Origin of the sequence: Saccharicrinis carchari (genome assembly GCF_900182605.1) — a bacterium.
GTDB classification, from domain to species: Bacteria; Bacteroidota; Bacteroidia; order Bacteroidales; family Marinilabiliaceae; genus Saccharicrinis; species Saccharicrinis carchari.
This window is the reverse complement of the sequence record NZ_FXTB01000007.1, coordinates 194,183-219,143: the sequence shown is the minus strand read 5'-3', so window position 1 is coordinate 219,143 and position 24,961 is coordinate 194,183. Positions and strand designations below refer to the sequence as shown.

The following is a 24,961-nucleotide window of genomic DNA, read 5'->3' as shown; positions in this document are numbered from 1 at the left end:
ATTCCGAACAGAGAAGTTAAGCCCGTTAGCGCCGATGGTACTGCAGAAATGTGGGAGAGTAGGTCGCCGCCCATCTTTAAAAAGAGCAATCGAAACTCATTTCGGTCGCTCTTTTTTTGTTTATACCCCTCCAATAATCGTCCATGACGCACCATATAGAAAAAATGGGATCGATTTAGCCGCGAACATGCTATGTACACCTTTTCATAAAATAATATTTTAAAGAGACCGAATGTTAATAAACATCTCTTAAAATTTTATAATGAGAATATTCTCATTATCTTTATACGTTGTATAGCGCTATAAAAATTAATTCAAATTTTTAAATTAAAAAGATATGCCACGATTTAACAAAACAGGACCAGAGGGTAAAGGTGCTCAAACAGGTCGCAGAATGGGTAAATGTAACCCTGAGGGAAGAGGTAGAAACAGGCAAGAGGAAGCCGATATTTCATTTGGTACACGCAGAAGAGATGGTTCGGGACAAGGAGCCGGAGGCGGCCAGGGAGCTGGTGCCGGACGCGGTAAAGGAAACAGAAGGGGTGGCTTTGGACGTTTAATTGGTATGGGTAAAGGGAAAGCTTAATGTAGGAATTTTAACATGAAAGGATATATCCAGGTTTATACCGGCAACGGCAAGGGAAAAACAACAGCGGCTATCGGTCTGGCAATTCGTGCGTTGGGAGCAGGTAAGAAAGTGTTTTTTGCACAATTTGTAAAGGGTATGGAATATGCCGAACATAAAATTCTTAAAGCACTGTCTCCTGATATCACAATCAGGTTATATGGTTTGGATTGTTTTATCGAAAAGATAGCTACTGTAAAAGATATTGAAGCTGCTAAATCAGGATTGAAAGAAGTTGCTGGCATTATCCGAAGTGGAAAATATGATCTGGTTATTTTGGACGAAGCGAACATCGCCTTGTTTTACAATTTATTTTCTGTGGAGGAGTTATTGTCTGTTATTGATAAAAGAGCAGATGGGTTGGAGATTGTGGTAACAGGCCGTAAAGCTCCTGAGAAATTAAAGATAGCGGCCGATTTGGTTACAGAAATGAAAGAAATTAAACACTATTATCAAAAAGGCATTGAAGCCAGAAAGGGGATGGAGTTCTGAGTTTCAGTAAGCGGTATGGAGTACATGGGGCTCAGTCTCACACGCCCTACTGAAATCCTAGATTCTTGGTTTCTCCCTTAATTCTGGGGGATGTGGCTTTGCCCCAAATCTAACAATCTTTTATCTAATAATCTAAACAGAAAACATGCGTAAAAAAATTATCGTTATTGGTGGGTCGGCTGCAGGACCCAAAGCGGCTGCAAAAGCACGCAGAATGGATGAATTTGCTGAAGTCACTTTATTTCAGAAAGGCGCTGACCTGTCTATGGCATCGTGCGGATACCCCTATTTTGTGGGTGGTTTTTTCGACGATAGAAACAAATTACTGTGTACACCTACCGGTGTGGTGCGGGATCCGAATTTTTATTGGGACGCAAAAGAAATAGTGGCTAAGGTTAATACCGAGGTCACCCGCATAAACAAGCAAGATAAAACGGTGGAATTTACCGATGTGGTTACCGGCGAAAAGGGTACTCAGGAATACGATAAGCTGATAATTGCTACCGGTGCTAAGGCCAACTTGCCACCTGTTAAAGGGGTTGGCTTAAAAGGTATAAGCACACTGCAATCGATGCAGGATGCCGATTATTTGCGAAAGATAAGAGACGAGGGGAAAGTGAAAAAAGCTGTTGTAGTAGGTGGTGGCCTAATAGGAATAGAGACAGTGGAAGCCTTGCACTTGGCTGGCATAGAACTTACTATGGTGGAACTTCTGCCGCAGCTGCTGACTTTTTTAGATTGGAAAATGGCTAAGCTGGTCGAGAATTATCTCAAGACCAAAGCCAATGTAATCACTAAAAATGGGGTGTCGGAGTTTCTGGGAAAAGACGGTAAGTTGGTAGGGGTGAAGCTGCAGAACGGAACTGAGCTGCCTTGTGAACTTGCCGTTATTGCTATCGGTGTTAAACCAAATATTGATCTGGCAAGAGATGCAGGTATTAAAATTGGCGAAATGGGCGGAATAGTTGTGGATAAATACATGCAAACTTCTGACGAAGATATTTATGCAGCAGGCGATTGTTGCGAAATTAATAATATTATTACAGGTAAAAATGTGCTGGCTCCCTATGGCGACTTGGCCAATCTCGAGGGTAGGGTGGCCGGTGAAAACGTTATTGCAGGTAATAAGGTAACTTTTCCAGGTACTATTCAAACGGGTGTATGTAAGTTGTTCGATTATGGAATTGGCATTACGGGACTGTCCGAAACTAAAGCTAAGGAAGCTGGCTTCGATTTTGTGAAGGTAGTAAATGCCAGCCCCGATAAGCCTGGGTTTATGGATGGTAAATTGCTGGTAACCAAGCTGCTTGCTGATAGTAAAACAGGGAAGATTCTGGGTGCACAATGCCTCGGACCCGGTGATGTAAGCAAGCAACTGGCCATATGGGCAACGGCCATTAAAGGTAAGCTGACGGTGGAAGATATGGTGAATGCCGACCTGCCTTACGCACCGCCTTTCTCTCTGGCTATCGATCACAGTGTAGCCTCTGCACACATATTGCAAAACAAGATGAAAGGGGTGTTTACGGGTATTTCGTGCATGGATGTTAAAGAAAAACTGGATGCAGGTGCCGATATGTATCTATTGGATGTGCGTGGTGCCGATGAATACGAGGAGACCCGGCTGGGAATTGGTGAAACATTGATTCCGTTGGGTGTACTCCGAAAGCGCTTAAACGAGTTGCCAAAAGACAAGGAAAAAGAGATTGTTGCTTTTTGTAAAATATCTTTGCGCGGTTACGAAGCCGCCGTTATGCTTAAAGCCCATGGTTATACTAACGTAAAAGTATTAGAAGGTGGGATAATGGCATGGCCATTCGAAAAAGAAAAGTAATTGATAGGCAAGTGTTTAGTAGTGCTCAGTTGGCAATAGTGTATTGCTAAACACATAAAAAAACCACTCCGTTTACCGGGGTGGTTTTTGTTGAGTAAAAGACTGTAATTAAGTATATATAAATGACATGTTTTTTTAGAAAATGCCCTAATAGAGATCAAGCAGATGAACATGAATACGTTTGTTATAAAATTTAGAATTGATCTTGTTATGGTTTTTAGTCAGAATTAATACATTAACAAGAGGCTAAAACGGTCTCTCCAAAATAAAATTAAAATCCGTTTCTGAAATGGTTTTGTTGTCCCATTCCCAAACCTCTGCCGCATCTACCTCTTCCGCGTCCAAAGCCAAAGTTTCTTCTCTGAGGATATTCAGGCATATCTTCAGTAACGTTTTGTTTTGAATGGTCGGTTTGTTGTTTTGGGCTTGTCTGTAAATCAGCATAATGCTTAATTCTAAGTCCTACCATAGTGCCTAACCTTTTGATTCTTTTGTGTTTAAAACAGGCATGATGACCTCTTATTTAAATGATGAATGCTATGACTAATTACTTCTTAAGTGTTTTCCCATATCCGTACTCCTGCCTGAATGACTTTTTTCGACTATCCCTTTGCCTAATTTTTGTAGTTTTACGCCCTATAGCCACAATTAAATACTTGCTTTTTACTTATCAAGGCCCTACCACATTCCGTCTCATTTTACTTTACGGGATTGTTGCATTAGGATTGGTAAGTATCGTAATGGTAAAGCTGCCATTTAAAATGCCTGTCTGTTGGTAATGTTTATTTGCCTTACTTAAAAAAACTATTTTCTTTATTTATTTTAAAAGTGTTTTTTTTGTACATGTCGCGCCCTCTGATGTGTCCGGCAACTGGCCCACGTTTTGCACCTCATGTACACCAGCTTTTTTATTCCTGTGAAGCTCTTTTTGAAATAAGGAGGTGATTAAAGGGGTTGTTTATCTTATTTTGCCCTAATTTCTATGATCTTTTCTTCTCTAATAAAAAAAACTGAGTAAAAAACCAATTGCACGGAATTGCGAACTATCTTTTTTATATTTGCCATTCAATTCAATTATTACAGTATCGCATTCCGCCTGCGGGTAGCTTGGTATTGTAAATAGCTAATCTATTAGTCTCTAATCTACTAATCTAATACAATGAACATAGCTTTAATAGGGTATGGCAAAATGGGCAAGGAAATTGAAAAAATTTCCATAGAACGTGGCCATACAGTTACCGCCAAAATTGATATGCAGACCGAAGATTCTTTTAATGGAGAAGGATTTGCGGCTGCCGATGTAGCCATTGAATTTACAATGCCCGATGCCGCTTACAATAACTTTGTGGAGTGCTTTAAGCGCAATAAACCGGTTGTGTCCGGAACTACCGGCTGGCTCCACAAAATCGACTATATAGAAGATCAATGTCAAAACCACGGACAAACCTTTTTTTACGCCTCTAATTATAGCGTTGGTGTAAATATTCTTTTCGAAATCAATAAAAAGCTGGCGCAATTAATGAATGGTGTGCCTGGTTATAAGGTGAGAATGGAAGAAACGCATCATATTCATAAGTTGGATAGCCCCAGCGGTACCGCCATTACCCTGGCACAAGGTATCATAGATAATTTGAAGGATAAGAATAGTTGGACAGAGGATAGAAATTCCAAGGAAGATCAGATTTATATCGAAGCGTTTAGAGAGGGGGAGGTACCCGGAATACATTCGGTAATTTATGAATCGGAAGTGGATGAGTTAAAAATATATCACAGTGCCAAATCGCGACAAGGATTTGCCCTTGGTGCTGTGCTGGCAGCCGAATTTACTGCAAAAAATAAAGGTATGCTCGGCATGGGCGATATGCTTAAATTTTAATTTTTAAAAAAATAATTATGCCAAAAGTTTCTGTTGCTACATGGGTAAGGTTTTCCATTGCGGCACTTGTGTATTTACTATGGGTTATCTGGGTGGGTAACTATTGGCTGCTCCTTGGCGTGGCCGTTATATTTGACGTGTATATTTCAAAAAAAGTACCCTGGGGTTTTTGGAAAGAAACCAAGAATGGGAAAAAACCAAAAGCCTGGATCGAGTGGGCCGATGCACTGATATTTGCCCTGGTGGCCGTTTATTTTATTAACTTGTTTTTGTTCCAGAACTATAAAATACCCACATCGTCGTTAGAAAAAACTTTGCTGGTTGGCGATCACTTATTTGTGAGTAAAATGAGCTACGGTCCCCGTATACCACAAACTCCTCTTTCCTTCCCACTGTTGCAGAACACCGTGCCCATCCTTAACACCAAATCGTACTCTGAATGGCCGCAATGGGAATACCGAAGGTTAAAAGGCTTTGGGGAGGTAGAGAACAACGATATTGTGGTGTTTAATTTCCCCACTGGCGATACCGTACCCACCAAGTATGTGAACCCCGATATTTATATAGAATCACGTAATCAGGGCCTGGCACTCGTAAATGCCAACAAGGAGTTAATGAAAGGTTATGAAGATGCGAGTCAATGGGAAATAAATAAGAGGCTGCGAGAACTTGGTAAACAACGCATCATGCTTAATCCTGAGTATTATGGTAAAGTAGTTTACCGACCGGTTGATAGACGAGATAACTATGTAAAACGATGTGTGGCCATTGCCGGAGATACTTTGGAGATGCGCCATAACCAGATATACATCAATGGTAAAAAAGCCGTCAATCCTGATGGTTTGCAGCATTGGTACAATATTATTACCGATGGTACTAAGCTGAATAATAGATTTCTGGATAAAATGGAAGTCTCCTTCGAAGATGCGGCTAACATGGGTATGGGGCCGTATTATCGTTTACCACTTACCAAAGATAAGGCCGAACAAATGAAAGGTTTTCCTTTTATTAGTCAAATGGCTATGGATGAGCATAAAGTGGACTCCACCGGCATGCCTCAGGTATGGCCTTACAGTACCGATTATAAATGGAGCCGCGATAATTATGGTCCGTTGTATATCCCACAAAAAGGGGCAAAGGTGAAACTGAACCTGAAAAATCTGGTAATTTACGATAGAATTATAACAGCCTATGAAGGCAATACCTTAAAGGTGAAAAATGGCGATATTTATATCAATGATGTAAAAACCAATGAGTATACCTTTAAGATGAATTATTACTTTATGATGGGGGATAACCGCCATCAATCGGCCGACTCAAGGTATTGGGGTTTTGTGCCCGAAGATCACGTGGTAGGGCGTCCGATTTTGGTGTGGCTGTCGTTAAATAAAGATAAATCCCTGATTGACGGAAAAATACGCTTTAACCGTTTCTTTAAATGGGTGGTTAACGAGTAAGATTTTTTAAAAAGCGGGTACTATGCGTTTAGAGCCCGCTTTTTATTTAGTACTTTGTCACTTTCTTATCAAAGTACCTATTAAAGTTGTGTTTCCATGCCGCCATTAATTACAACGATGGATAAAAAAAGAATTTTTAAAATCACCTTAATCGTTCTTTTTGTTGCCTTGGGGATTTGGTCAAAAAGCATCTTGCCTTATCTTATCGTGCTCATCATATTAGATTCCTTACGCAAAAACACCTGTTATCCTCGTATCTTAAACTTTGTAAAAAAACATGTAGGAACAAAAATGGTTTTTGTAGAGTGGGTGTTGGCTATTTTATTGGCCACCTGGCTCATTGCTTTTGCGAAAAATAATTTTGCCGATGTTTATACTTTCCATACCTCTTCAATGCACCAAACCTTGCAGGTGGGGGATGTGTTATTGGTAAATAAGCTGGTGCCCGGTCCCAGGCATAATTGCAATAATGTAAACAACTATGTCAGGAGCTGCGGTACTTCTGATTTAACTTATAACAATGTTATTATTTTTAATTATCCCGAAGCAGATACCCTGTTGGAAAGCAGGCCTACAGAGAGCTATCATTACCTCAGGCGCTTGTACGGCGAGGATGGTGTGGGCATAAAAGATAAAAGTCAATTGAAACATCTTGAGGTAGATCAACGCCCACGTTTTGTAAAGAGGGTTTTCGGTTTACCCGGCGACTCGATTAAAATAGATTACGGACGTGTATTTGCCAATGATAAACACATTCAATTTCCGCAAGAAAGCATTGATAGATACCTACTAAGCGACGAGGCGATAGCGTTTTTAAAAGAGAATAATATTGAGCCTTACAACGAGTATGTAACAGAGCGGGGGACTATTTGGGAACTTATGCAAAAAGACTACGAACGTTTGCAGGAGCTTAGCGAAGGAATTAAACCTGATTTAATGCTTAAAAACCTTCCCGATCCACTGGTTTTTCCTTTTAATAGTCACCTGCTTTGGAATATGCACCATATGGGCCCGGTATATATTCCTAAAAAGGGCGACACCGTTTCCCTGACACCGGGTAACCTGGATCTTTATTCCAGAGCCATACAGGTGTTTGAGCAAAATCAACTAATAATAACAGACGAAAAGGTATGGTTGAACGGAGAACCAGCCACCCATTATACCTTTAAGTTGAATTATTACTGGGTTATGGGCGATAATCGTCCGCATTCCTTCGATAGCCGTTTTTGGGGTTTTGTACCCGAAAATCATATTATAGGCAAAGTTGAGAAAATTATTTTTTCGCGAGATATAAACAAAAAAGGTTGGATATATCACAGGAAAAACAGATTTTTGAAAGAGCTTAATTAAAATCGCGCCTGTATTTAAACGCTATTTGAAACGAGCAGGCCAAATGCACGTTTACACGGGCGTGTGGCTGAAGCTTTGGTATAAACGCGTGAGGAGTGTGATTGGCGGGTTACATCGAAACCAAGTTAATTCGAATGCCATTAAAGAATTAATCCTTTAATAAGGAAAATGCCATATATGAACAAATAATAATGAGATATGAAAAAGTCATTCTGGATATTGATGATTCTGGCCGTTTTTGTGGTTGTGTTTTCTGTGCAAAATGCTGACCCGGTAAGTTTTTCGATGTTAATGTGGAGGGGTGAGCTTTCGCTGGCCATTTTATTAATTTGCTCATTTATAATTGGGGCGGTGGTAGGAGCCTTATATTATGGAATAGCCATGCGACAGAAAAAGAAGAACAAAATGGAAGATGAAAGCGGAGATATCCCTTTTGAAAAGGAAGGACGAAGTATTAAAGATGACGGAATATAAGGCGCTGTTTACGATAGCCTATCTGCCACCGGTGCAATATCTGGCGCATATGATAGCTTCCGGTGGTGCAATAATTGAGAAGCACGATAATTATATTAAACAAACATACCGTAACCGCTGCGATATACTGGGTGCCAACGGAGCTATGTCTCTTACGGTGCCCGTGGCCAAGGGCAGGCGCTTAAAAGTAAAAACGAAAGATCTGGAAATATCGTATGACGAACGATGGCAGGCACTACATTGGCGGTCTATTGTGTCGGCTTACAACTCTTCACCCTTCTTTGAATATTACATGTCCGATTTTGAGCCTTTTTATAGCAAAAAATTTCGCTGGTTGTTTGATTTTAATATGGAGCTTCTATCGCTTATATTGAATTCGTTAGACGTTGATATATGTATTGAAACTACGGCCGAATATATTTCAAAGGACCGCCCATATATCTATGATTACCGCGAGATAATTCATCCCAAAAAAGCTTTTGATAAAGAGGATCCTGATTTTAAAATTTTAAAATATCGTCAGGTCTTTAACGAACGATTTGCGTTTGTCCCCAATTTGAGTGTCATCGACTTAATGTTTAACAAAGGACCCGAGGCCATCGACTATTTAGAGGATAGTTCCCTTCTCTGATAAGCCCTGTTTTCGGATTTTAGTGGAGAAAACTATTGGGGGGTAAAATTAAAGCGCCATCACTTGCGATTTAAACTCATTCAGTATGTTATTGTGGTCGAATGCAAGTTGCGGTAATTTGCTTAGCTCAAACCATTCTGCTTTGCTTGCATCATCTCCGGCCAATGTTTCCTTACACCTGGGTATAAAGGCATAAAACACCACTGAAATCGTCCTTCCTCTTGGGTCGCGATCTACCGCTCCGAATGTTTTAAATTGGTTTAAAGCAAGGTTTTCAATTCCCGTTTCCTCCTGTAGTTCGCGCAGGGCTGCCGTATGCAGATCTTCGTCCATATCTAAAAATCCACCCGGTAAGGCCCATTCTCCTTCAAATGGAGGATGCTTGCGTTGTATTAATAAAATCTTTGCCGGATCATCTGTAGTAACCAGAACAATGTCTACGGTTACAGCCGGGCGGGGATATTGGTAACTGAAACTCATTATTTTTCGGGAATAATTCGTTTTATCACTCTCAGTTTATGCGAGTACTTATTGGTGTCGCGGTTGTAAATACCCTGATGATCCAAGGTGTCTATTCTCACCTCGCCATAGGCATGAATAATAGTACCGCTACCCAGGCAGATACCCACATGCGATATGCTGCCTTCTTCGTTATCAAAAAAGGCCAGATCGCCCGCTTGTGCTTCTTCCACAAAGTTAATAATATTACCCTGTTCAATTTGCTGATACGCATCGCGAGGCAAGGCTATACCATTGATCTTGTATACGATTTGTGTAAGCCCCGAGCAGTCGATACCAAAATACGATCTGCCTCCCCAAAGATAGGGAGTGTGTAATAATGATGTAGCCACCTCTCTGATACCCAGCTCCTTTGAGGAAGGCAAGGGGCCGGAAACAAAATAGTCATTTTTGCCAATGGAAAAACTGTTCCGGTCGTGACCATTAAATACAATGCGGCTCCCGGCAGATATCGTAAGAGGAGCAGTACTTCCGTCTTTAACAATTTTTATTTTAGGGGTAGGCACCATCCATGCATCGGCATCTTTCCAAAGTTCATACTCTCTGTTACCCACAGAAAATACCAGTTTGGCATCTATCCATCCCTCGTAGCCGTCAAAATCCATTTTTATACGTGCCCACTTTTCTATCCTGTCAAGTACCATAAAGGTTTCACCAAACAGAATTTGCGTCACAAGTTCGGCAGCTTCTGAAGGTTCCTTTCGTACTGGAATAAAACTATATATGCTTATTGAACCGCTCATATGCTTTAAAATTTAGAGCTGCGAATATACCAAAATATACCAACACTAAAATTCGGGTGCTATAAATTTATCGTTATGCCTAAGTCAAACCCTTAATTTGTGATGGATTTTACGCATATTTGTTATTGTAATTAATTAGCTCTTAAATATGAACAAATATATTCAACGTTTAAAAAAATATTCGCAGGCATCATATAGGATTTTGCTGTTTGTTGCGGCTGCAGTTATTATCTCCACCCTTATGCCTCGCGAAAGCAAGTTTAGATACGAGTACAATAAAGGGGAACCGTGGAGGTACGAAATACTGATTGCCCCCTTTGATTTCAGGATTTATAAAACGCAACAGGAAATACAAGTTGAAAAAGATAGTATTTTAAAAAAGTTCAGACCTTATTTTATTTACGATACAGCTGTTGTAAAAGTGGCTCACCAGGAGTTTAGGTCTGTTTTTAGTAAAAACACATCCATTTATCGACAGAAATACCCTTTTTTAAATCTTAAAACCAACCTACCCGATAGTAGCCAAAGGGTAGTTCAAATGGTGGATACCATTCTCCAAAAGGTATATGCTAAAGGTGTTATTGAAATACCGGATGAATATGCCGACAAAAAAAATGAGTTGGAATTAATGTTGGTGTACGATAATTTGGCGGAACCCTTTATGGCCAATGAATTTTATACCCTACGGTCGGCATACAAGTATATTGTAAATGAGTTGGCCACAGGTCTGGCTTTCTCCACCGACGATTTTGATGCCATAGAAAATTTTATATCGGAGTTACCCATAAACGATTTCTTGCATACAAACGTCATTATGGATAAAGTCAGGACGCAAAGTAAAAAAGAAACGGCCCTGAAGAACCTGGCCCTTACTAATGGTATGTTAATGGCGGGACAGCGGGTGATCGAAAAAGGTGAAATAATTGACGAAGAGGGATTAAAAAAGTTAAATTCATATAAAAAAGAATATGAATCCAGGGTGGGTACCCTATCGCAGTATAATATTCGATATGCCGGTCAGGTGCTTGTTACCTCCATGTTTATGGCTAGTTTGTTTCTGTTTATATTTTTTTATCGAAAAGATGTGTACGGTAAGCTTAAGTATATCAGCTTTCTGCTGCTCATATTGTGCACCATTATAGTAATGGCTTTTTTATCGCACCGCATTCCAGATGTTTCCATTTACATAATCCCTTTCACTATTTTACCTTTGATAGTTCGAACATTCATGGACTCGCGGCTTGGCTTTTTCTTTAGTGTTATTGCCATTATTATGGCTTCTTTTTTTGCCGAAAACAGTGCCGAGTTTATTTTTCTGCAAATTCCGGCCTGTATTGCGGCCATATTTAGCTTGTATAAAATGGCACGTCGTGCCCAAATTGTTCGTTCGGCTATATTGATTTTTATAACCTATTCGTTGTTTTATACCGGTTTACATCTTATTCAGGATGGGGAGATACGAACTATTGATTATAATTACTTTATGTATTTCGCTATCAATGCTTTATTTATTTTGGTGCTGTACCCGCTCATCTATATATTCGAAAAGCTTTTTGGATTTGTATCAGATGTTACTTTGGTGGAGTTGTCGGATACCAATCATCCGCTGTTGCGAAAGTTGGCTGAGACAGCGCCGGGAACCTTCCAGCATTCTATTCAGGTGGGCAACCTGGCTCAGGAGGTGGCCTATAAAATTGGTGCCAATCCATTGTTGGTTAGGGCGGGAGCTATGTATCATGATATAGGTAAAACAGCTCATCCGCTTTATTTTACCGAAAATCAAATATCGGGGATCAACCCGCACGATAATATGGATTTCGAAAATAGTGCTAAAGTGGTGATTGATCATATTGAGGGAGGGGTAAAGATTGCACATAAACACAAGTTACCGCAAAAAATAATTGATTTTATTACTACGCATCAGGGTACTACCAAGACTAAATATTTTTACAACTCGTTTGCCAATAAATATCCCGATAAAGAAATAAACGAGGCCAACTTTAGCTACCCCGGGCCTACACCGTTTACCAAAGAGACCGCAATTTTAATGATGGCGGACTCCATAGAGGCAGCCAGCCGGAGCTTAAAGGAATATTCTAACGAAGCTATAGATAAGTTGGTTGAAACTATAGTGGATACCCAGATAGAGGAAGGCCAGTTTGTTAATGCCCCTATTACTTTTAGGGAAATTACTGAGGCCAAGGCAGTTTTTAAGGATAAATTAAAGAATATTTATCATGCACGTGTTGTGTACCCTAAGCTTAATAAGAAAAAAAAATAGCCGAAGGATTGGTGTTTGCTTAACAGTTATCAGTAAGCAGTAGTCCGTATTTAGTTTACAAGCTGCCAGCTGTATAAAATACGTTTAATGTAACAACTCTTGCAAATTGGAATCTTTCCCCTCCCATTTTTTGTGGGGGAGGGGTTGGCTTATAAAAAACTGTGAAAGTACCGTAATCAAGTTGCAGGGATGGGGAATAGCTGATTCTTGTACCCCCTGCTAAGCCTTGTTTACCTTAAACAGAGATACACTCTCCTTTAAAGTAGACGACAGTTCTTCCAATTTGCGCGCAGCAGTGCTGATTTCTTCTGAGGTAGAGGCATTGCGTTGCGTAATTTGGTTGAGTTGTTGTATGGCATTGTTAATTTGCTCAACTCCCGATACCTGTTCTTGCGAGGCGGTGGTTATTTCTTGCACCAGCTGTGCCGTTTTTTCAATTTCCGGAGTAATAAGTTTTAAGTTGTCATTAGCTTCTTTAGAGCTGTTGATGGTGTTTTGCGACGCCGTATTAATCTCATTGGCCGCTTGCTGGCTTTTCTCGGCCAGCTTACGCACCTCGGCTGCAACCACAGCAAAACCTTTGCCTTCCTGCCCGGCCCGGGCAGCTTCAACGGCGGCATTAAGTGCCAAAATATTGGTTTGTGAGGCAATATCTTCTATTATGGATATTTTTTCGGCAATGTGCAGCAGGTAATCGTTGGCCTGATTGGAGCTGTGATTGCTCAATTTTATGCCCTCTACCGCATTAACGGCAATATGTTCTGTTTGCCTGGAGTTGTCGGTGTTTTGCTGTATGTTGGCATACATTTCTTCCATCGACGACGAAACTTCTTCGGCAGCGGAAGCTTGTTCGCTGGCACCTTCGCTAAGACCAATGGACTCATCGGTCAGCTTTTTACTGGCGTCAACCATTTTATTGGTGCCCTCACTTATCTCTTGCACTACCTTTTTAATATTCCCCACCATGGTGTTTAAAGCTGCTGATAAACGACCTACCTCATCTTTGCTATTGGCTGCAAAAGTGACATCCAGATTGCCCTGAGCGGCTACTTCGGCTAACGCGATGCCATTTTCCAGCGGACGACTTATTGAGGTGGCAAGAAAGTAGCTGAGCGCAATACCAATTACAAGAACGGCAATTAAGGAGACGATGAGTATCTGTTTTTCGGTCTCCACAATAGCAGCACTTTTTTCGCCCATCTCTATCAGGTAATCCAAGCCAATTTCCGATGATTTACGAATTTCCCACATCAGCATTTTGGCCATTTCGTACTTTTTAAGTTCACGATGGCGTGTGTTAATATATTGCGCTATAAACTGAGAGGTGGAGCTGCTGATATCTTTCAAAATATTTTTTAGTTGTGTTGGCAAGCCATGCAGCGAGGCAATTTTGTCCACATCACTTTGTAATTGGGCTAATGTTACCACATTTTTTGTCTGCATGTTGCTAAGCAGGTCGGCGTGTAGTTTGTTGGCCCGGGCCAATGCGTTTTGTGTAGCATACGAGCCCGACCATTTGCCGGCATCCTGATTTAGCTGATTAAAAAGAATGTGAATAGCCTGCAGCTGTAACCCATTTTTTATTTCTTCATCCGCGTATTTTTTTTCTGTTTGGATGAATTCTTCCGAGAGTTCTTTTAGGCTGTTTAAGTTGGCTCCTCTGCTTTTTAAGTTGTTATCACTGGTGTCGGATAATGCAATTAAGTTTTGGAGAGCCTGGAAGTAACTATGAAGCTGTTGTTGTGACGTTTTACTGTAAAACACATTTCCCGATAAATCAAAAGCATTCATATTTCCCATGGCAAGCTCCCAAAAACGATCCATTTTGGAGGTTTCGTTTACCGATGGAATATACCTGTTAGATAAAGACTGTATTTCCTCGTCAACCTTTAACAAATTAATAAGAAGGATGGTACTCGAAATGATAGTTAATAGGATTACAATGCCAAAGCCAACTCCAACCTTGTTTTTAATTTTTAAATCTTTCCAGGACATAAGTTTCTTAAATTATTGTGCGTTATGGATAATGTAAAGGCGATTGCCACTAGGGTTGGTTTTGGACTTAAAAGCTGCAATGATATAAATTATTAATCGATTACCCATAGATATATGGGTCTTTATCAAAATTAATTATTTTTAACTTATAGCCGTCGGTTTATTTTAATTACATAAAAAAATGTTAGATTTGCAGCGCTTAGAACCTAGTACGTTTCTTACTTAAATTTGTTGCAATATGAACAGAAATATTTATTTAATAATTTCACTAGCCTTTTTGTTGTTTACAGCTTGTAAACAAAAAGAACAAATAACCATAGGTTTTTTATATCCGTCGGAGGTGACGGAACGCTATAATAAGGAAAGTAGTTATTTCAAAAACTACTGTGCCACGCAAGGTGTTGAGGTGATTATTAAAACAGCCTCCAATGATGAATCAATACAGCTTGAATTGGCTAACGAAATGATAGAACAGGGGGTAGATGCTTTGGTATTGATAGCCGCCAATATTAACACTGCGGGTGCAATTGTGCGCAATGCACACGCCGAGGGAATCCCTGTGATGGCCTATAACCGTATGATAAAAAATAGCGAGGTGGATTTTTTTGTAGCCAGCAACAACGATCTTATCGGAAAAGCTATGGTGGATGGAATTTTAAAAGAAAAACCATCCGGAAACTTTGTGATATTGGGGGGCGATAAATTTGATAAAAATGGAGAAGATCAATATGCTGCGGTAAAAAAATACCTAAAACCCAAGGTGGAAAGTAAACAGGTAAATATCGTTTACGAAACCTATATTGAAAAGTGGGATCGTGATATTGCTTCATTCGAGATGGAAAAAGTGTTGCAGTTGTATGGTGATGATATAGATGCTGTTATAGCCGGCTTTGATGGGATGGCAACCGGTGTGATAGACGTGCTTGAAAGTTATGGTTTGGCGGGCAGTGTTGCTGTTTCCGGACAGGATGCGGAGCTTACAGGTTGTAGAAATGTGATTGCAGGTAAGCAAACAGTTACTGTTTTTCACCCTTTAAAAACCATTGCCGAAAAAGGTGCTCAGGTGGCAATTGAAATGGCTAAAGGTAAAGGCCTGGATGCTTTTGTAAACAGCACAGAATATAATGGCTTAATTGATGTACCCACGCACAGAGTTAGTTCTATTGCTGTTAATAAAAATAACATTGAAGAAGTGTTGGTGGGGTCCGGTTTTTATACAAAAAAGGAATTGTACGGAGAATAAGCATCAAGGAACGTGCGTAGCCTGCCCTATTCATAAAGTTTTATGAATAGGGTAACCAAGGGCTGATTCACGCTAAGCTGGAGCTTATTTTGAAAGCCGCGATTTTTAACATATGCGGGGCATATTCTGCACCTTTTTATCAGGCGATAAACGTGTAGCGTCAAACACATTTACACCCTTAAATCTTCACACCGTATACCCTTAAGTCGAATGCTACTGCTCCAGTTTCTCCCTAATTTTTTCTTCTATTTCGGCCGTTAGTTCTTTAATGTCTCTTCCTTTTGGATTGATAGCTGCCAGCGCATTAAAAGATAATTTTGTGCCGATCTGTAATGGGTACGAACCGCGTTTAGTGAGTCTGCTGTTACCGTCAATTACAAGTGGCACTATCATGGCTGATGGGGCTGTTTTTATCAATGCCGCTATGCCGGGGTGTTGAAACTTACCAACTGTACCTGTTTTGCTGCGGGTGCCTTCGGGGAAGATGCTGGCACTATATTTTTCCTTTTCAATGTGCCGACCCAGTTTGGCAATCTCCATCATCGACTGCCTGCCGTTTTTACGATCGATCAGTGCCGAACCTCCATGGCGGAGATTATAAGAAATACTTGGAATGCCCTTGCCCAGTTCTTTTTTTGAAACAAATTTAGGATGATGCTTTCTGAAACCCCAAACAATGGGAGGGATGTCAAAAGTACTTTGATGGTTGGAAACAATAATAAGTGGACAGTTTTGCGGAAGGTCTTGGAAGCCTGTGAACCGTATGCGCGCACCAACAATTCCAAGCCCATAAAGTAAAAGATAGTTAAGTAGATCAACTGCTTTTTTACGGAGTTGGTATCCTCCTAAAGCATTACATATAACCTGAATAACATGAAAAATAGCCAACAGAACACCAAAATATATCCAGTAGATGGCAGATAATAGATACGAAAAAATAATCATATGCTTGCACAAAATTGTTAAGCTGCAAAGAAACAATAAATAGCTTAATTATTTGAATTATTACGTGTAAAACAATATATTGCGTAAAATAATTTTTATTTTTTGTTAACTATAAATTCCGTTCGATCTTTGATACGATTCAAAAAAATAGGCTTTCAGCTTCAGTTAATTTTGGTTGTATTGGTTCTATCTGTCATCGCAGGTTTGGGCTTCGCACATTATACATCAGTTAAAAGATCTTTATTTAGTGATTTCCGGAACAATTATTTACACGCTGTTTTAATAGCAACGCAAAGTGGATTTCAGGCTACCTTGCAGCGGGCTATAGAAACTTCCGTTACATTGGCCGATGATCCGGTCGTGTTGTCTTGGTTCAAGGGTGGCGAAAAGAACGATGAGTTAAAGGTTTTGGCCCTGAAACGTTTAGATAATTTACAGAAAGAGTATGGCTATCAGGCAGTATTCGCTGTAAACAGTATAACCAATAATTATTGGAGCTCCGATTATCGTTTATTAAATGTTATATCTAAAAACGATGCCAATTATGAATGGTTCTTTGATGCCATTGCCAAAGGTATTAAAGTGTCGATAAATTTTGATTATGACCGTGATTTAAATCAAACAATGTTGTTTGTGAATGTTTTAATGGGTCAGGCCAGAAATCCTATTGGGGCAGCCGGTGTAGGGGTAGATATCTCGATTTTAATGGAGGAATTTCATGAGCATCAAATAGCCGAAAACAGTTGTTTTTGGTTGTTGGATAGTGTGGGTACCGTTAAAGTTTCGTCGCGAATTGATGAAATTAATCGGCCTCTTAGTTTGCAGCTGCCACCTGATCAGTTAAATGAAATATTGCAAAGTGACAGCTCGTTTGTTATCTCAAATGCCCGGGTGGATAACAAAGGGGTTGAGTTAGCCGGCGTGCCTTTGGGCAATACACGTTATAAAGTACTAATGTTAGTGCCCAATGACGAATTGTTTCCTGTGCTCGGGGTTATTAAACGACAGACCTTAATATTTAGTGTAATATTTATAATCCTTACTGTTTTTATTGTCCGGTTAGTGTCGCGCCGCATTATTACACTGCCTTTATTGCGCCTTAAAAGGCAAAGTGAGTATTGGGCGCAAGGCGATTTAGATATCGATTGCGACGATTATTTGATAAACCGAAAGGATGAAATTGGTAGTCTGGCAAGTTCCTTTGAAATAATGCGAAAACATTTGGCCAATAATATTGCCCAGCTAAATAGGATGAATAACGACTTGACCCTGGATAAGCAACAATTAAAGCATATTAATGAGCAATTGAATGTAGCCTTAGATAAGGCCTCTGAAAGTGAGCGCCTCACGCAATCGTTTCTGGCCAATATTAGTCACGAAATTCGTACGCCAATGAACAGTATTATGGGTTTTTCGCAGTTATTGCTGGAACCGGATATAAGCGCTAAGGATAGAGAGAATTATATTGGTGTTGTGATGAAAAGTGGGAAACAACTTCTCTCCATTTTGGATAGCATAATCAATTTGTCGAAGATTGAAGCGGGAGTAATAAAAGCCAATTGGAAAAAGGTAGATGTATGTGCTTTGGTGCACGATACCACGAATATTTATCGCGTTTTGGCACAAGAAAAAGGACTAAAAGTAGTTTGTGATTGGTCTTGTAATGATAAGCAATCCATGCCAATATTATCCGACGCAACCCTTATTCAGATGGTGCTTAACAATTTAATTGCCAATGCGATAAAATTTACTGATAAGGGGCAGGTAAAGATAGGATGCTACAAAGGAAAAAACGCTGTAATTGTTTTGGTTGAGGATACCGGAATAGGAATAGCAGCAAAGGATAAAAAAAATATTTTTGAGCCTTTCCGACAAATAGAACGAATCCATTTTGGTAAGTCAAGCGGCGCAGGCTTGGGTTTAGCCATTGTTAATAAAATAGTAACCATCCTCGGCGGAAAAATTACGGTAGAATCAACATTGGATAAAGGTTCTGTTTTTAGGGTAGAACTGCCTGATAATAAATATAAATAATGCTTACCTCTTGTCAAGTATAATTAGGCGGCCTCACCCGGTATGGTTTCTTGCCGTTGTTTTATCCGGCATTCGACTCAACGGCCAGCAGGCTTTCCAGGCGCTCTATTTGTTTGTTTTTATTTACCTCGCGTAGGTTTTGTGCAGTATCTGTATAGTATTGATGCTTTTTAATAAAGTTGAGCTGTTTTTGGTTCCACTCACTAAAAGAGGCTACCATACCTCTCACTTTCAGCTCTTGATACAGCATATTGGATACCGGTATAAAGTCTGCACGCCCCAGATAGTCCAGGTCTGAATCGCAAATAACTTTCTCTAAAATATTTTGTGGGTCCGACGGAAATCGAGTGGCCATAATCAAATGGCAAACCTTTTCGATTACTTCACTTGAATATTTATATTTGGACAACATTTTTTTGGCTATTATGGTGCTGTGAAGTTCATGGTCGTTGTAACTTATCATGTGTCCCGAGTCATGAAATAAGGCGGCTAATTTAAGCGTCAGTATGTCTTGCTCGTTCAAGCCTTCAGCCCAGCCTATAAGCTCTACTTCAGTAATTACGTCAATAGTATGTTTTATATTGTGGTAAAAAAGGTCGTCCGGAAGGCTCTGCTCCATCATATCTAATACCACTTCTTGTATGTCCAGGAATTGTATCAGTGAAAACTTAATATCAAAATCCTTGTTTTTATTTTGCTTGTTTTCCGGATCCACAAAATTTGGTAAAAAACCGCTTACAGAATAAGTTTCCATCAGCCCTTTGTATTTAACGGGCATTTGTCCCGAGGGATGGCATTGAAAAAATTCTTTCACCAGCTCATAGGTCATGGCAGATATATTAATCTTGCCCGAGGCGGCTGCTTTGCTTAATCGGCTGGTAAAATTAATGGCATGGCCGGAAAGGCGGTATGGTGCCCACTTTTTTCCGGTGGGTTCGGCCAGCACAGGGCCGGTATGTATACCAATACTCACCTCCCAAAAAGCACTGTTGTTTTCGCCCCCGTTAATAGTGATGGCCGCGTGTTGGATTTCAAAAGCTGCCAGAATAACCTCAATAGGATTGGTTCGGTTCTCCTCAAGCATACCGCCACCATAAATGAAGGTGTCGCCTACTGTTTTTATTTTTATAATGCCATGTTTTTTGGCAATAGCGTCCATAGCCCGATGTAATTCATCTAATTTATCCATTAGTGCCAGCGCATTGGGGCTATCATTTAGCTTGTTAAAGCCTTCAATTGAAGCATAAAGCAAGGAGGCTCTGTTGAATCGATGGACTTTCTTTCGCGGCTTGGCAACTTCCTCATCGTCAAAAGTAAAATCAGAAAGCAAACTAAGGTACTTATCGTTTTGCTTTTGAATAAAATTGTATCTCGCCACAATTTCATTCATCTCACGATTAAGCTCCTTATTCCTATCGGCTAGCTTAAAAATTCTATTAATATATAGTTCAATATTATCCATTTGATTCGTATTCCCCTCTTATACTTTTTTATTTATATTCTATTACGGCGTATGGTGAGATAGGTTTTATAATATATACATTTTAACATCAATCTTGATATTTAATATTTGAATATCTGTTTTTTGATGACAAAAGGAGCTGTTCACATATTAAAATTCCTCCTGTTTGAACAATTAGGTCTATAAACTAACGATTGCTATCCAATTGATGATAAGCTGTTGTCAGCATATGGATTAACATATAGTTGTTTGATGCTTAGGCAGCGCAAACAGGCAGATGAGGTTTTTTTGTACTGCTAGGCGTCTTTTTCAACCGTTAAGTCTTCTGTACAGAGGCTACAACACAACAAATGTAAGCTACGCTCTCGTACGCTTTAGCTTCTATGACAGCGTTTTGTCGGAGAAACTTGACGACACGCGGAAAAGGATTAATTAATCGGTATCGAACATACTCATGTGGTGAAAATCCCCCGAAGCCTCTGTGCCAACAATACGGTGGCTTTTGCCATTGCGGGAATCTTACTGCTAAGTTGTGTACAATCTTACGAATCAAGTATGGATCTTTTAGGATTAAAATGCTCACCTAACTATGGATAGGCTTTTTTTCTTTGTAACAAGTGCAATAAAAAACGACATCTTACCTGAAATTCCATTCCTGATATAAAACGCGTGCCTTAGTTGTAGTGTTCCTTAATTTTGCCGAATATTAAGGCGGATGCTAAAAAAACATGATATTAAAGTATTGATTTTATAACGGTTTATCCAAGTTAAGCGTTTTTATAAAAAAACACACTAATGTAGGATCTAAACAATACAAAATAATAAGATATTTCTCTGGCTACTACATGCTAAGTCTTGATTCCATAATCAAAATCTTCTGTTATACCTAAGGTGGTGAACTTGAATGTTACAACAGGGAAATTATAAGACTTAAACGGATAGGGATGAATTAAATAATAGGTCTTCAATTTTCTGAAGCCTGCTTTCCAGCGAGCTCTCTGCGCTCAACCATTGGATGTTAAAGCCGCTGCGCTCCATTTTTCGAAACCAGGTCATCTGTCTTTTTGCAAACTGGTGTATCGCAATGTTTAAGCGTTCAAACATTTGGGCATAGCTGATTTCGCCTATAATGTATTGTGTTACATATTTATATTCTAAACCATAATAAATAAGATCTTTGGGGTTTACGCCCGAATCTAAAATGCCTTCTACCTCGTCTGTCATACCTTCCTGAAGTCTCTCTGTTAGGCGTTTGGTTATTTTTTTGCGTCGCAGCTCTCTTTCTATATCAACTCCTATTATCAGAGGGTTTAATTGGGGCAGCTTCACTTCTATTTGTGGATTATCCTGGTAGTAGACCTCAATTTCGATGGCTCGTATAGCTCGTTTCTTGGTGTCTACTTCGGTGGTATTATGCAAACGCTTCATCGATTGTAATAGCTCTGTTAGTTCCGCTAATGATTTATTTTCTAAATCTTCGCGAAGTTGGGGGTTAGACGGAACCTGTATCATTTTAAAACCGCTGAGCACTGCCTCAATGTACATTCCTGTACCTCCGCACATAAGCGGAAACTTATTTCTGTCGCGGATATCTCCAAAAGCCTTAAAAAAATCACGTTGGTATTCGTATACATTGTATTTGTAGCCGGGTTCGGCAATGTCAATCAAATGATACGGTACATGCTGTCCATTTACTATATATTCATCGTAATCTTTTCCGGTGCCCAGGTTCATGTGTTTGTACACTTGTCTGGAATCGGCACTGATTATTTCTCCGTTTATATGATGTGCCAAAGAAGCGGCCAGTGCAGTTTTACCGCTTGCCGTGGGACCCAATACAACCACCAAATTATACTTATTGCTATGCCGCATATCTTAAATGACTCAAATTTTTATACATTTGTTTTACAAATCTAATTATTTTGGGGCATTTTGTTTTTATAAATGCCGATTAAATAAGGATATCATGAGCGCAAACAATATACCAGAAAGCATGAGTGCAAAATACAGAGATTTATTTGTCCGCACCAAAAATCTTATCGTAACACCTAAGCAGGAGTGGCAGGCTATTTTTAACGAAAAATCGGATGCGAACATGATTCTCGCAAATTATGTTTTGCCTTACATCGGGGCTCTATCGCTATTGAGTTTTGTGAGCCATCTGGCCTCCCATTCAAGCTATCCGTTCGAGTCAGCACTAAAACAGGCTGTGCTGTTGTTTACTTCCTTTTTTTTAGGACTCTATGTTACCTATTTTATCACCATTAAACTAATTCCTAAATTTACGGTTAAAACCTATGCGAGCGATATAAAAATACTGGCGTACAAACTAACGGCATACAGCTCGCTGATTTTATATCTGGTTAAGATAAGCACAGCACTTATTCCGCAAATATATTTTTTACATATACTGGGTTTGTATGTAGCTTATCTGGTGTGGCTGGGTTCCGGCAAATTGGGCGAATTTGAATCGATAGACTTGAGGATTGTTTTTTCGATAATCGTAAGTGTATTGTTGTTGTTTGTTCCTTATTTTTTGTTGAGGATATTTGTCAACTTTATTCATATCTAATTTGTCGCAAAAAGGAAGATACAGCCGTAGAATAACCAATGCTATTTAATAATTATGCAGAAGCAAAATAAATTAAACATACGTAATAAAAAAGCATATTTCGATTACGATATACTCGAGAAATATGTGGCCGGAATTCAATTGTCGGGTACCGAGATAAAATCCTTGCGTTTGGGTAAGGCCAGCTTAGTAGAGGCATATTGTTATTTTGTAAAAAACGACCTTTGGGTAAGGGGCTTTAATATTGCGGAGTACTTTTTTGGTACCTACAACAACCATTTGCCTCTACGCGAACGGAAGCTCCTTTTAAATAAAAAAGAACTTCAAAAGCTTCTGCGGAAGACCAAAGAATCCGGATTGACTATTATCCCGCTTAAAGTTTTTATAACAGAAAAAGGATGGGCAAAGATGGAAATTGGCCTTGCGAAAGGAAAAAAGAGCCACGACAAACGGGAGACACTAAAAACAAAAGATGCCAAAAGAGAAATGGACAGAATAAAAAAAATGCACTAAGCAGCTAAGGGGTTCTCAATCGAAAGATTAATAGATAGGGAATTGCTGAAATAGCCTATGTATTTTATTTAATCCACAGCGCTTTAATTTCAAACGCTAAGCGTTAACCCGTAAGCGCTAACCCGTGGTTTTTAAAAGCAATTCATTCACTACATTTGCATACTTATTATTATTTGGGATGAAAAAAGACATTGTGCTTAGGCTGACACCACAAGAAGCTTCGAGCGAAAAATACTACAAGCACATTGTAGCCAAAAAAATGAAGGTACACCCCGATAAGATTACCTCCATACGGGTGCGTAAACGCTCTATTGATGCTCGTCAGCGTCAGGTTATGGTTCAGCTACACCTCGTAGCGTTTGCTAATGTGCCGGCTCCCGAAAAGGAGCTGGTTCAATTTGAATATCAAAATGTATGCGATAAAACCGAGGTGCTGGTGATAGGTGCGGGACCGGGTGGGCTATTTGCTGCGCTGCGCTTGATAGAGCTGGGATATAAACCAATAGTATTGGAGCGGGGTAAAGAGATAAGCGAACGTAAAAAAGACCTCGCACTACTGAACAGGAACAACCCCGTTAATCCGGAATCGAATTATGCTTTTGGCGAAGGAGGTGCAGGAACCTTTTCCGATGGTAAATTGTATACCCGAAGTACAAAACGTGGCGATTTTAATAAGGTGCTCAATGTATTCCGTTTCCATGGGGCACAGGAAGAAATACTTATTGACGCCCATCCGCACATAGGAACCGATAGATTGCCCGGAGTAATAAAAAAAATGAGGGAATCGATTATTGAGGCAGGTGGCGAAGTGATGTTCAATGCCACTGTAACCGATATAATTATAGAGGATTTAGCGGCCAAAGGAGTAAGGCTTGCCGATGGTTCCCGTATGTTGGCCGAAGCTGTTGTGCTAGCCACAGGTCATTCAGCTCGAGATGTATATACCATGCTGCACGATCACGCCATTAAGCTGGAGGCCAAGACCTGGGCAATGGGCGTTCGCGTAGAACACCCGCAGGAGCTGATAGATCAGATACAATATCATACACCCGAAGGTAGGGGTGAATATTTACCTGCGGCAGCCTATAATTTTTCCTGTCAGGTGCAGGAGCGAGGTGTATACTCTTTTTGCATGTGCCCCGGTGGATTTATTGTTCCGGCCATGACCGGCGAAAACGAAATGGTGGTCAACGGCATGTCACCGTCCAAGCGTAATTCACCGTATGCCAATTCAGGGATAGTAGTGGAGGTTCGTCCGCAGGATATTCCCGATGAGTATAAAAAGAACGGCGTATTGGCGGGTTTAGCCTATCAAAAAGAAGTGGAACGCTTGTGTTATATTAATGGGGGTAAAAATTTGATAGCGCCTGCACAGCGCCTTGCAGATTTTGTTGATTCGCGCCTGTCCTTCGACTTACCATCTACATCCTATGTGCCGGGTACCATATCGTCGCCTTTGCACATGGTGCTCCCAGAGGCCATTAGTAGAAGACTACAGGGAGGCTTTATTGAATTTGGCAAATGGGCCAAGGGTTTTTTGGATCCCGAAGCCATAATTTTGGGAACGGAATCGCGAACATCGTCGCCTGTGCGCATACCGCGCCATCCGCTCACCCTGCAACATGTGCAAATAAGAGGCTTGTTCCCTTGCGGCGAAGGGGCCGGTTATGCCGGTGGAATAGCCTCATCGGCCATCGACGGCGAAAAATGTGCCGAGGCAGTGGCGCGAATGCTGGACTAGTGTTTGCGTGTGAGAATGCGCACGCCCACTGGAGAATTGGGCAATAGTTCAACATGCTATTATTATTTGTACATTATTGCAGTTGAGCTTGTTTTATGAGCCGTAATCCTTTTCGATTACAACTTAATGGGTGGGTGAAAACTTGATAAAGAAGTGGAATTCAATACCTGTAAA

At 40.2% G+C, this 24,961-nt stretch carries 21 protein-coding genes and 1 rRNA gene; 15 read left to right on the top strand and 7 right to left on the bottom strand.

Annotated features, from left to right (window positions below):
* The 4 genes from rrf to FN809_RS13485 form a co-directional block, all read left to right on the top strand.
* A 5S ribosomal RNA gene (rrf, locus tag FN809_RS18265) occupies positions 1–75 on the top strand; the annotation flags it as partial.
* Positions 76–337: 262 nt separating this feature from the next.
* A complete protein-coding gene (locus FN809_RS13495) occupies positions 338–586 on the top strand; it encodes a hypothetical protein (protein ID WP_142534051.1) in 249 nt (82 codons plus the stop codon).
* Positions 587–601: 15 nt separating this feature from the next.
* Positions 602–1,117: a cob(I)yrinic acid a,c-diamide adenosyltransferase gene (locus FN809_RS13490; protein WP_142534050.1), complete on the top strand. Its 516-nt coding sequence runs from the start codon at positions 602–604 to the stop codon at positions 1,115–1,117.
* Positions 1,118–1,262: 145 nt separating this feature from the next.
* Entirely contained in the window at positions 1,263–2,951 is a 1,689-nt protein-coding gene (locus FN809_RS13485) for an FAD-dependent oxidoreductase (protein ID WP_142534049.1), read from the top strand.
* 246 nt (positions 2,952–3,197) lie between these two features.
* Here the strand turns inward: FN809_RS13485 and FN809_RS13480 are convergent, their stop codons facing one another.
* The gene (locus tag FN809_RS13480; protein WP_142534048.1) at positions 3,198–3,395 is read right to left on the bottom strand and encodes a hypothetical protein; all 198 of its coding nucleotides are present in this window, start codon (positions 3,393–3,395) and stop codon (positions 3,198–3,200) included.
* Between the two features lie 715 nt (positions 3,396–4,110).
* Between FN809_RS13480 and dapB the strand changes: the two genes are divergently transcribed.
* From dapB to FN809_RS13455, 5 genes are all read left to right on the top strand, one after another.
* Positions 4,111–4,827 carry a 4-hydroxy-tetrahydrodipicolinate reductase gene (gene dapB / locus FN809_RS13475; protein ID WP_142534047.1) on the top strand — a complete coding sequence of 239 codons (717 nt, stop codon included), beginning with the start codon at positions 4,111–4,113 and terminating at the stop codon, positions 4,825–4,827.
* A 17-nt stretch (positions 4,828–4,844) separates the two neighbouring features.
* Positions 4,845–6,284, top strand: a complete 1,440-nt coding sequence (gene lepB, locus FN809_RS13470; protein WP_142534046.1) for a signal peptidase I — start codon at positions 4,845–4,847, stop codon at positions 6,282–6,284.
* A gap of 117 nt (positions 6,285–6,401) precedes the next feature.
* Positions 6,402–7,634: a signal peptidase I gene (gene lepB / locus FN809_RS13465; protein WP_185957555.1), complete on the top strand. Its 1,233-nt coding sequence runs from the start codon at positions 6,402–6,404 to the stop codon at positions 7,632–7,634.
* A gap of 198 nt (positions 7,635–7,832) precedes the next feature.
* Positions 7,833–8,108, top strand: a complete 276-nt coding sequence (locus FN809_RS13460) for a LapA family protein (RefSeq protein WP_142534044.1) — start codon at positions 7,833–7,835, stop codon at positions 8,106–8,108.
* Positions 8,095–8,739: a WbqC family protein gene (locus tag FN809_RS13455; RefSeq protein ID WP_142534043.1), complete on the top strand. Its 645-nt coding sequence runs from the start codon at positions 8,095–8,097 to the stop codon at positions 8,737–8,739. The genes FN809_RS13460 and FN809_RS13455 overlap by 14 nt, the downstream gene beginning before the upstream one ends.
* Before the next feature lie 48 nt (positions 8,740–8,787).
* Here the strand turns inward: FN809_RS13455 and FN809_RS13450 are convergent, their stop codons facing one another.
* On the bottom strand, positions 8,788–9,219 hold the full coding sequence (locus FN809_RS13450) for an NUDIX domain-containing protein (RefSeq protein WP_142534042.1): 432 nt from the start codon (positions 9,217–9,219) through the stop codon (positions 8,788–8,790).
* The gene (locus tag FN809_RS13445; protein WP_142534041.1) at positions 9,219–10,001 is read right to left on the bottom strand and encodes a C40 family peptidase; all 783 of its coding nucleotides are present in this window, start codon (positions 9,999–10,001) and stop codon (positions 9,219–9,221) included. Before FN809_RS13445 ends, FN809_RS13450 begins: the two co-directional genes overlap by 1 nt.
* Positions 10,002–10,149: 148 nt before the next feature.
* Here FN809_RS13445 and FN809_RS13440 point away from each other — a divergent pair, with 148 nt between their 5' ends.
* A complete protein-coding gene (locus FN809_RS13440) occupies positions 10,150–12,282 on the top strand; it encodes an HD family phosphohydrolase (RefSeq protein ID WP_142534040.1) in 2,133 nt (710 codons plus the stop codon).
* Positions 12,283–12,501: 219 nt separating this feature from the next.
* On the opposite strand, the gene FN809_RS13435 is transcribed toward FN809_RS13440, so the two are convergent.
* Entirely contained in the window at positions 12,502–14,277 is a 1,776-nt protein-coding gene (locus FN809_RS13435; protein WP_142534039.1) for a methyl-accepting chemotaxis protein, read from the bottom strand.
* A 238-nt stretch (positions 14,278–14,515) separates the two neighbouring features.
* Here FN809_RS13435 and FN809_RS13430 point away from each other — a divergent pair, with 238 nt between their 5' ends.
* Complete coding sequence (locus tag FN809_RS13430) at positions 14,516–15,520, top strand: substrate-binding domain-containing protein (protein WP_142534038.1); 1,005 nt, start codon at positions 14,516–14,518, stop codon at positions 15,518–15,520.
* A 213-nt stretch (positions 15,521–15,733) separates the two neighbouring features.
* Here the strand turns inward: FN809_RS13430 and FN809_RS13425 are convergent, their stop codons facing one another.
* Positions 15,734–16,465, bottom strand: a complete 732-nt coding sequence (locus FN809_RS13425) for a lysophospholipid acyltransferase family protein (RefSeq protein ID WP_142534037.1) — start codon at positions 16,463–16,465, stop codon at positions 15,734–15,736.
* 129 nt (positions 16,466–16,594) lie between these two features.
* Here FN809_RS13425 and FN809_RS13420 point away from each other — a divergent pair, with 129 nt between their 5' ends.
* On the top strand, positions 16,595–18,499 hold the full coding sequence (locus FN809_RS13420; protein ID WP_142534036.1) for a sensor histidine kinase: 1,905 nt from the start codon (positions 16,595–16,597) through the stop codon (positions 18,497–18,499).
* Positions 18,500–18,560: 61 nt separating this feature from the next.
* On the opposite strand, the gene FN809_RS13415 is transcribed toward FN809_RS13420, so the two are convergent.
* Together FN809_RS13415 and miaA are read right to left on the bottom strand one after the other, a co-directional pair.
* A complete protein-coding gene (locus tag FN809_RS13415) occupies positions 18,561–19,961 on the bottom strand; it encodes an adenylate/guanylate cyclase domain-containing protein (RefSeq protein ID WP_142534035.1) in 1,401 nt (466 codons plus the stop codon).
* A 930-nt stretch (positions 19,962–20,891) separates the two neighbouring features.
* A complete protein-coding gene (gene miaA, locus FN809_RS13410) occupies positions 20,892–21,833 on the bottom strand; it encodes a tRNA (adenosine(37)-N6)-dimethylallyltransferase MiaA (RefSeq protein WP_142534034.1) in 942 nt (313 codons plus the stop codon).
* Positions 21,834–21,927: 94 nt separating this feature from the next.
* Between miaA and FN809_RS13405 the strand changes: the two genes are divergently transcribed.
* The 3 genes from FN809_RS13405 to FN809_RS13395 all read left to right on the top strand — a co-directional run bounded on the left by FN809_RS13405 (position 21,928) and on the right by FN809_RS13395 (position 24,787).
* Positions 21,928–22,533 (top strand): hypothetical protein, encoded by a 606-nt coding sequence (locus FN809_RS13405; RefSeq protein WP_142534033.1) that lies wholly within the window; start codon positions 21,928–21,930, stop codon positions 22,531–22,533.
* Between the two features lie 54 nt (positions 22,534–22,587).
* Positions 22,588–23,046 (top strand): SsrA-binding protein SmpB, encoded by a 459-nt coding sequence (smpB, locus tag FN809_RS13400; RefSeq protein ID WP_142534032.1) that lies wholly within the window; start codon positions 22,588–22,590, stop codon positions 23,044–23,046.
* A gap of 178 nt (positions 23,047–23,224) precedes the next feature.
* Positions 23,225–24,787, top strand: a complete 1,563-nt coding sequence (locus FN809_RS13395; RefSeq protein WP_142534031.1) for an NAD(P)/FAD-dependent oxidoreductase — start codon at positions 23,225–23,227, stop codon at positions 24,785–24,787.
* Positions 24,788–24,961: the final 174 nt, after the last annotated feature.

Excerpts from the sequence above, each read along its gene's own strand:
- FN809_RS13495 (WP_142534051.1), top strand. The coding sequence starts at position 338 with ATGCCACGATTTAACAAAACAGGACCAGAGGGTAAAGGTGCTCAAACA.
- FN809_RS13490 (WP_142534050.1), top strand. The coding sequence starts at position 602 with ATGAAAGGATATATCCAGGTTTATACCGGCAACGGCAAGGGAAAAACA.
- FN809_RS13485 (WP_142534049.1), top strand. The coding sequence starts at position 1,263 with ATGCGTAAAAAAATTATCGTTATTGGTGGGTCGGCTGCAGGACCCAAA.
- FN809_RS13480 (WP_142534048.1), bottom strand. The coding sequence starts at position 3,395 with ATGCTGATTTACAGACAAGCCCAAAACAACAAACCGACCATTCAAAAC.
- dapB (WP_142534047.1), top strand. The coding sequence starts at position 4,111 with ATGAACATAGCTTTAATAGGGTATGGCAAAATGGGCAAGGAAATTGAA.
- lepB (WP_142534046.1), top strand. The coding sequence starts at position 4,845 with ATGCCAAAAGTTTCTGTTGCTACATGGGTAAGGTTTTCCATTGCGGCA.
- lepB (WP_185957555.1), top strand. The coding sequence starts at position 6,402 with ATGGATAAAAAAAGAATTTTTAAAATCACCTTAATCGTTCTTTTTGTT.
- FN809_RS13460 (WP_142534044.1), top strand. The coding sequence starts at position 7,833 with ATGAAAAAGTCATTCTGGATATTGATGATTCTGGCCGTTTTTGTGGTT.
- FN809_RS13455 (WP_142534043.1), top strand. The coding sequence starts at position 8,095 with ATGACGGAATATAAGGCGCTGTTTACGATAGCCTATCTGCCACCGGTG.
- FN809_RS13450 (WP_142534042.1), bottom strand. The coding sequence starts at position 9,219 with ATGAGTTTCAGTTACCAATATCCCCGCCCGGCTGTAACCGTAGACATT.
- FN809_RS13445 (WP_142534041.1), bottom strand. The coding sequence starts at position 10,001 with ATGAGCGGTTCAATAAGCATATATAGTTTTATTCCAGTACGAAAGGAA.
- FN809_RS13440 (WP_142534040.1), top strand. The coding sequence starts at position 10,150 with ATGAACAAATATATTCAACGTTTAAAAAAATATTCGCAGGCATCATAT.
- FN809_RS13435 (WP_142534039.1), bottom strand. The coding sequence starts at position 14,277 with ATGTCCTGGAAAGATTTAAAAATTAAAAACAAGGTTGGAGTTGGCTTT.
- FN809_RS13430 (WP_142534038.1), top strand. The coding sequence starts at position 14,516 with ATGAACAGAAATATTTATTTAATAATTTCACTAGCCTTTTTGTTGTTT.
- FN809_RS13425 (WP_142534037.1), bottom strand. The coding sequence starts at position 16,465 with ATGATTATTTTTTCGTATCTATTATCTGCCATCTACTGGATATATTTT.
- FN809_RS13415 (WP_142534035.1), bottom strand. The coding sequence starts at position 19,961 with ATGGATAATATTGAACTATATATTAATAGAATTTTTAAGCTAGCCGAT.
- miaA (WP_142534034.1), bottom strand. The coding sequence starts at position 21,833 with ATGCGGCATAGCAATAAGTATAATTTGGTGGTTGTATTGGGTCCCACG.
- FN809_RS13405 (WP_142534033.1), top strand. The coding sequence starts at position 21,928 with ATGAGCGCAAACAATATACCAGAAAGCATGAGTGCAAAATACAGAGAT.
- smpB (WP_142534032.1), top strand. The coding sequence starts at position 22,588 with ATGCAGAAGCAAAATAAATTAAACATACGTAATAAAAAAGCATATTTC.
- FN809_RS13395 (WP_142534031.1), top strand. The coding sequence starts at position 23,225 with ATGAAAAAAGACATTGTGCTTAGGCTGACACCACAAGAAGCTTCGAGC.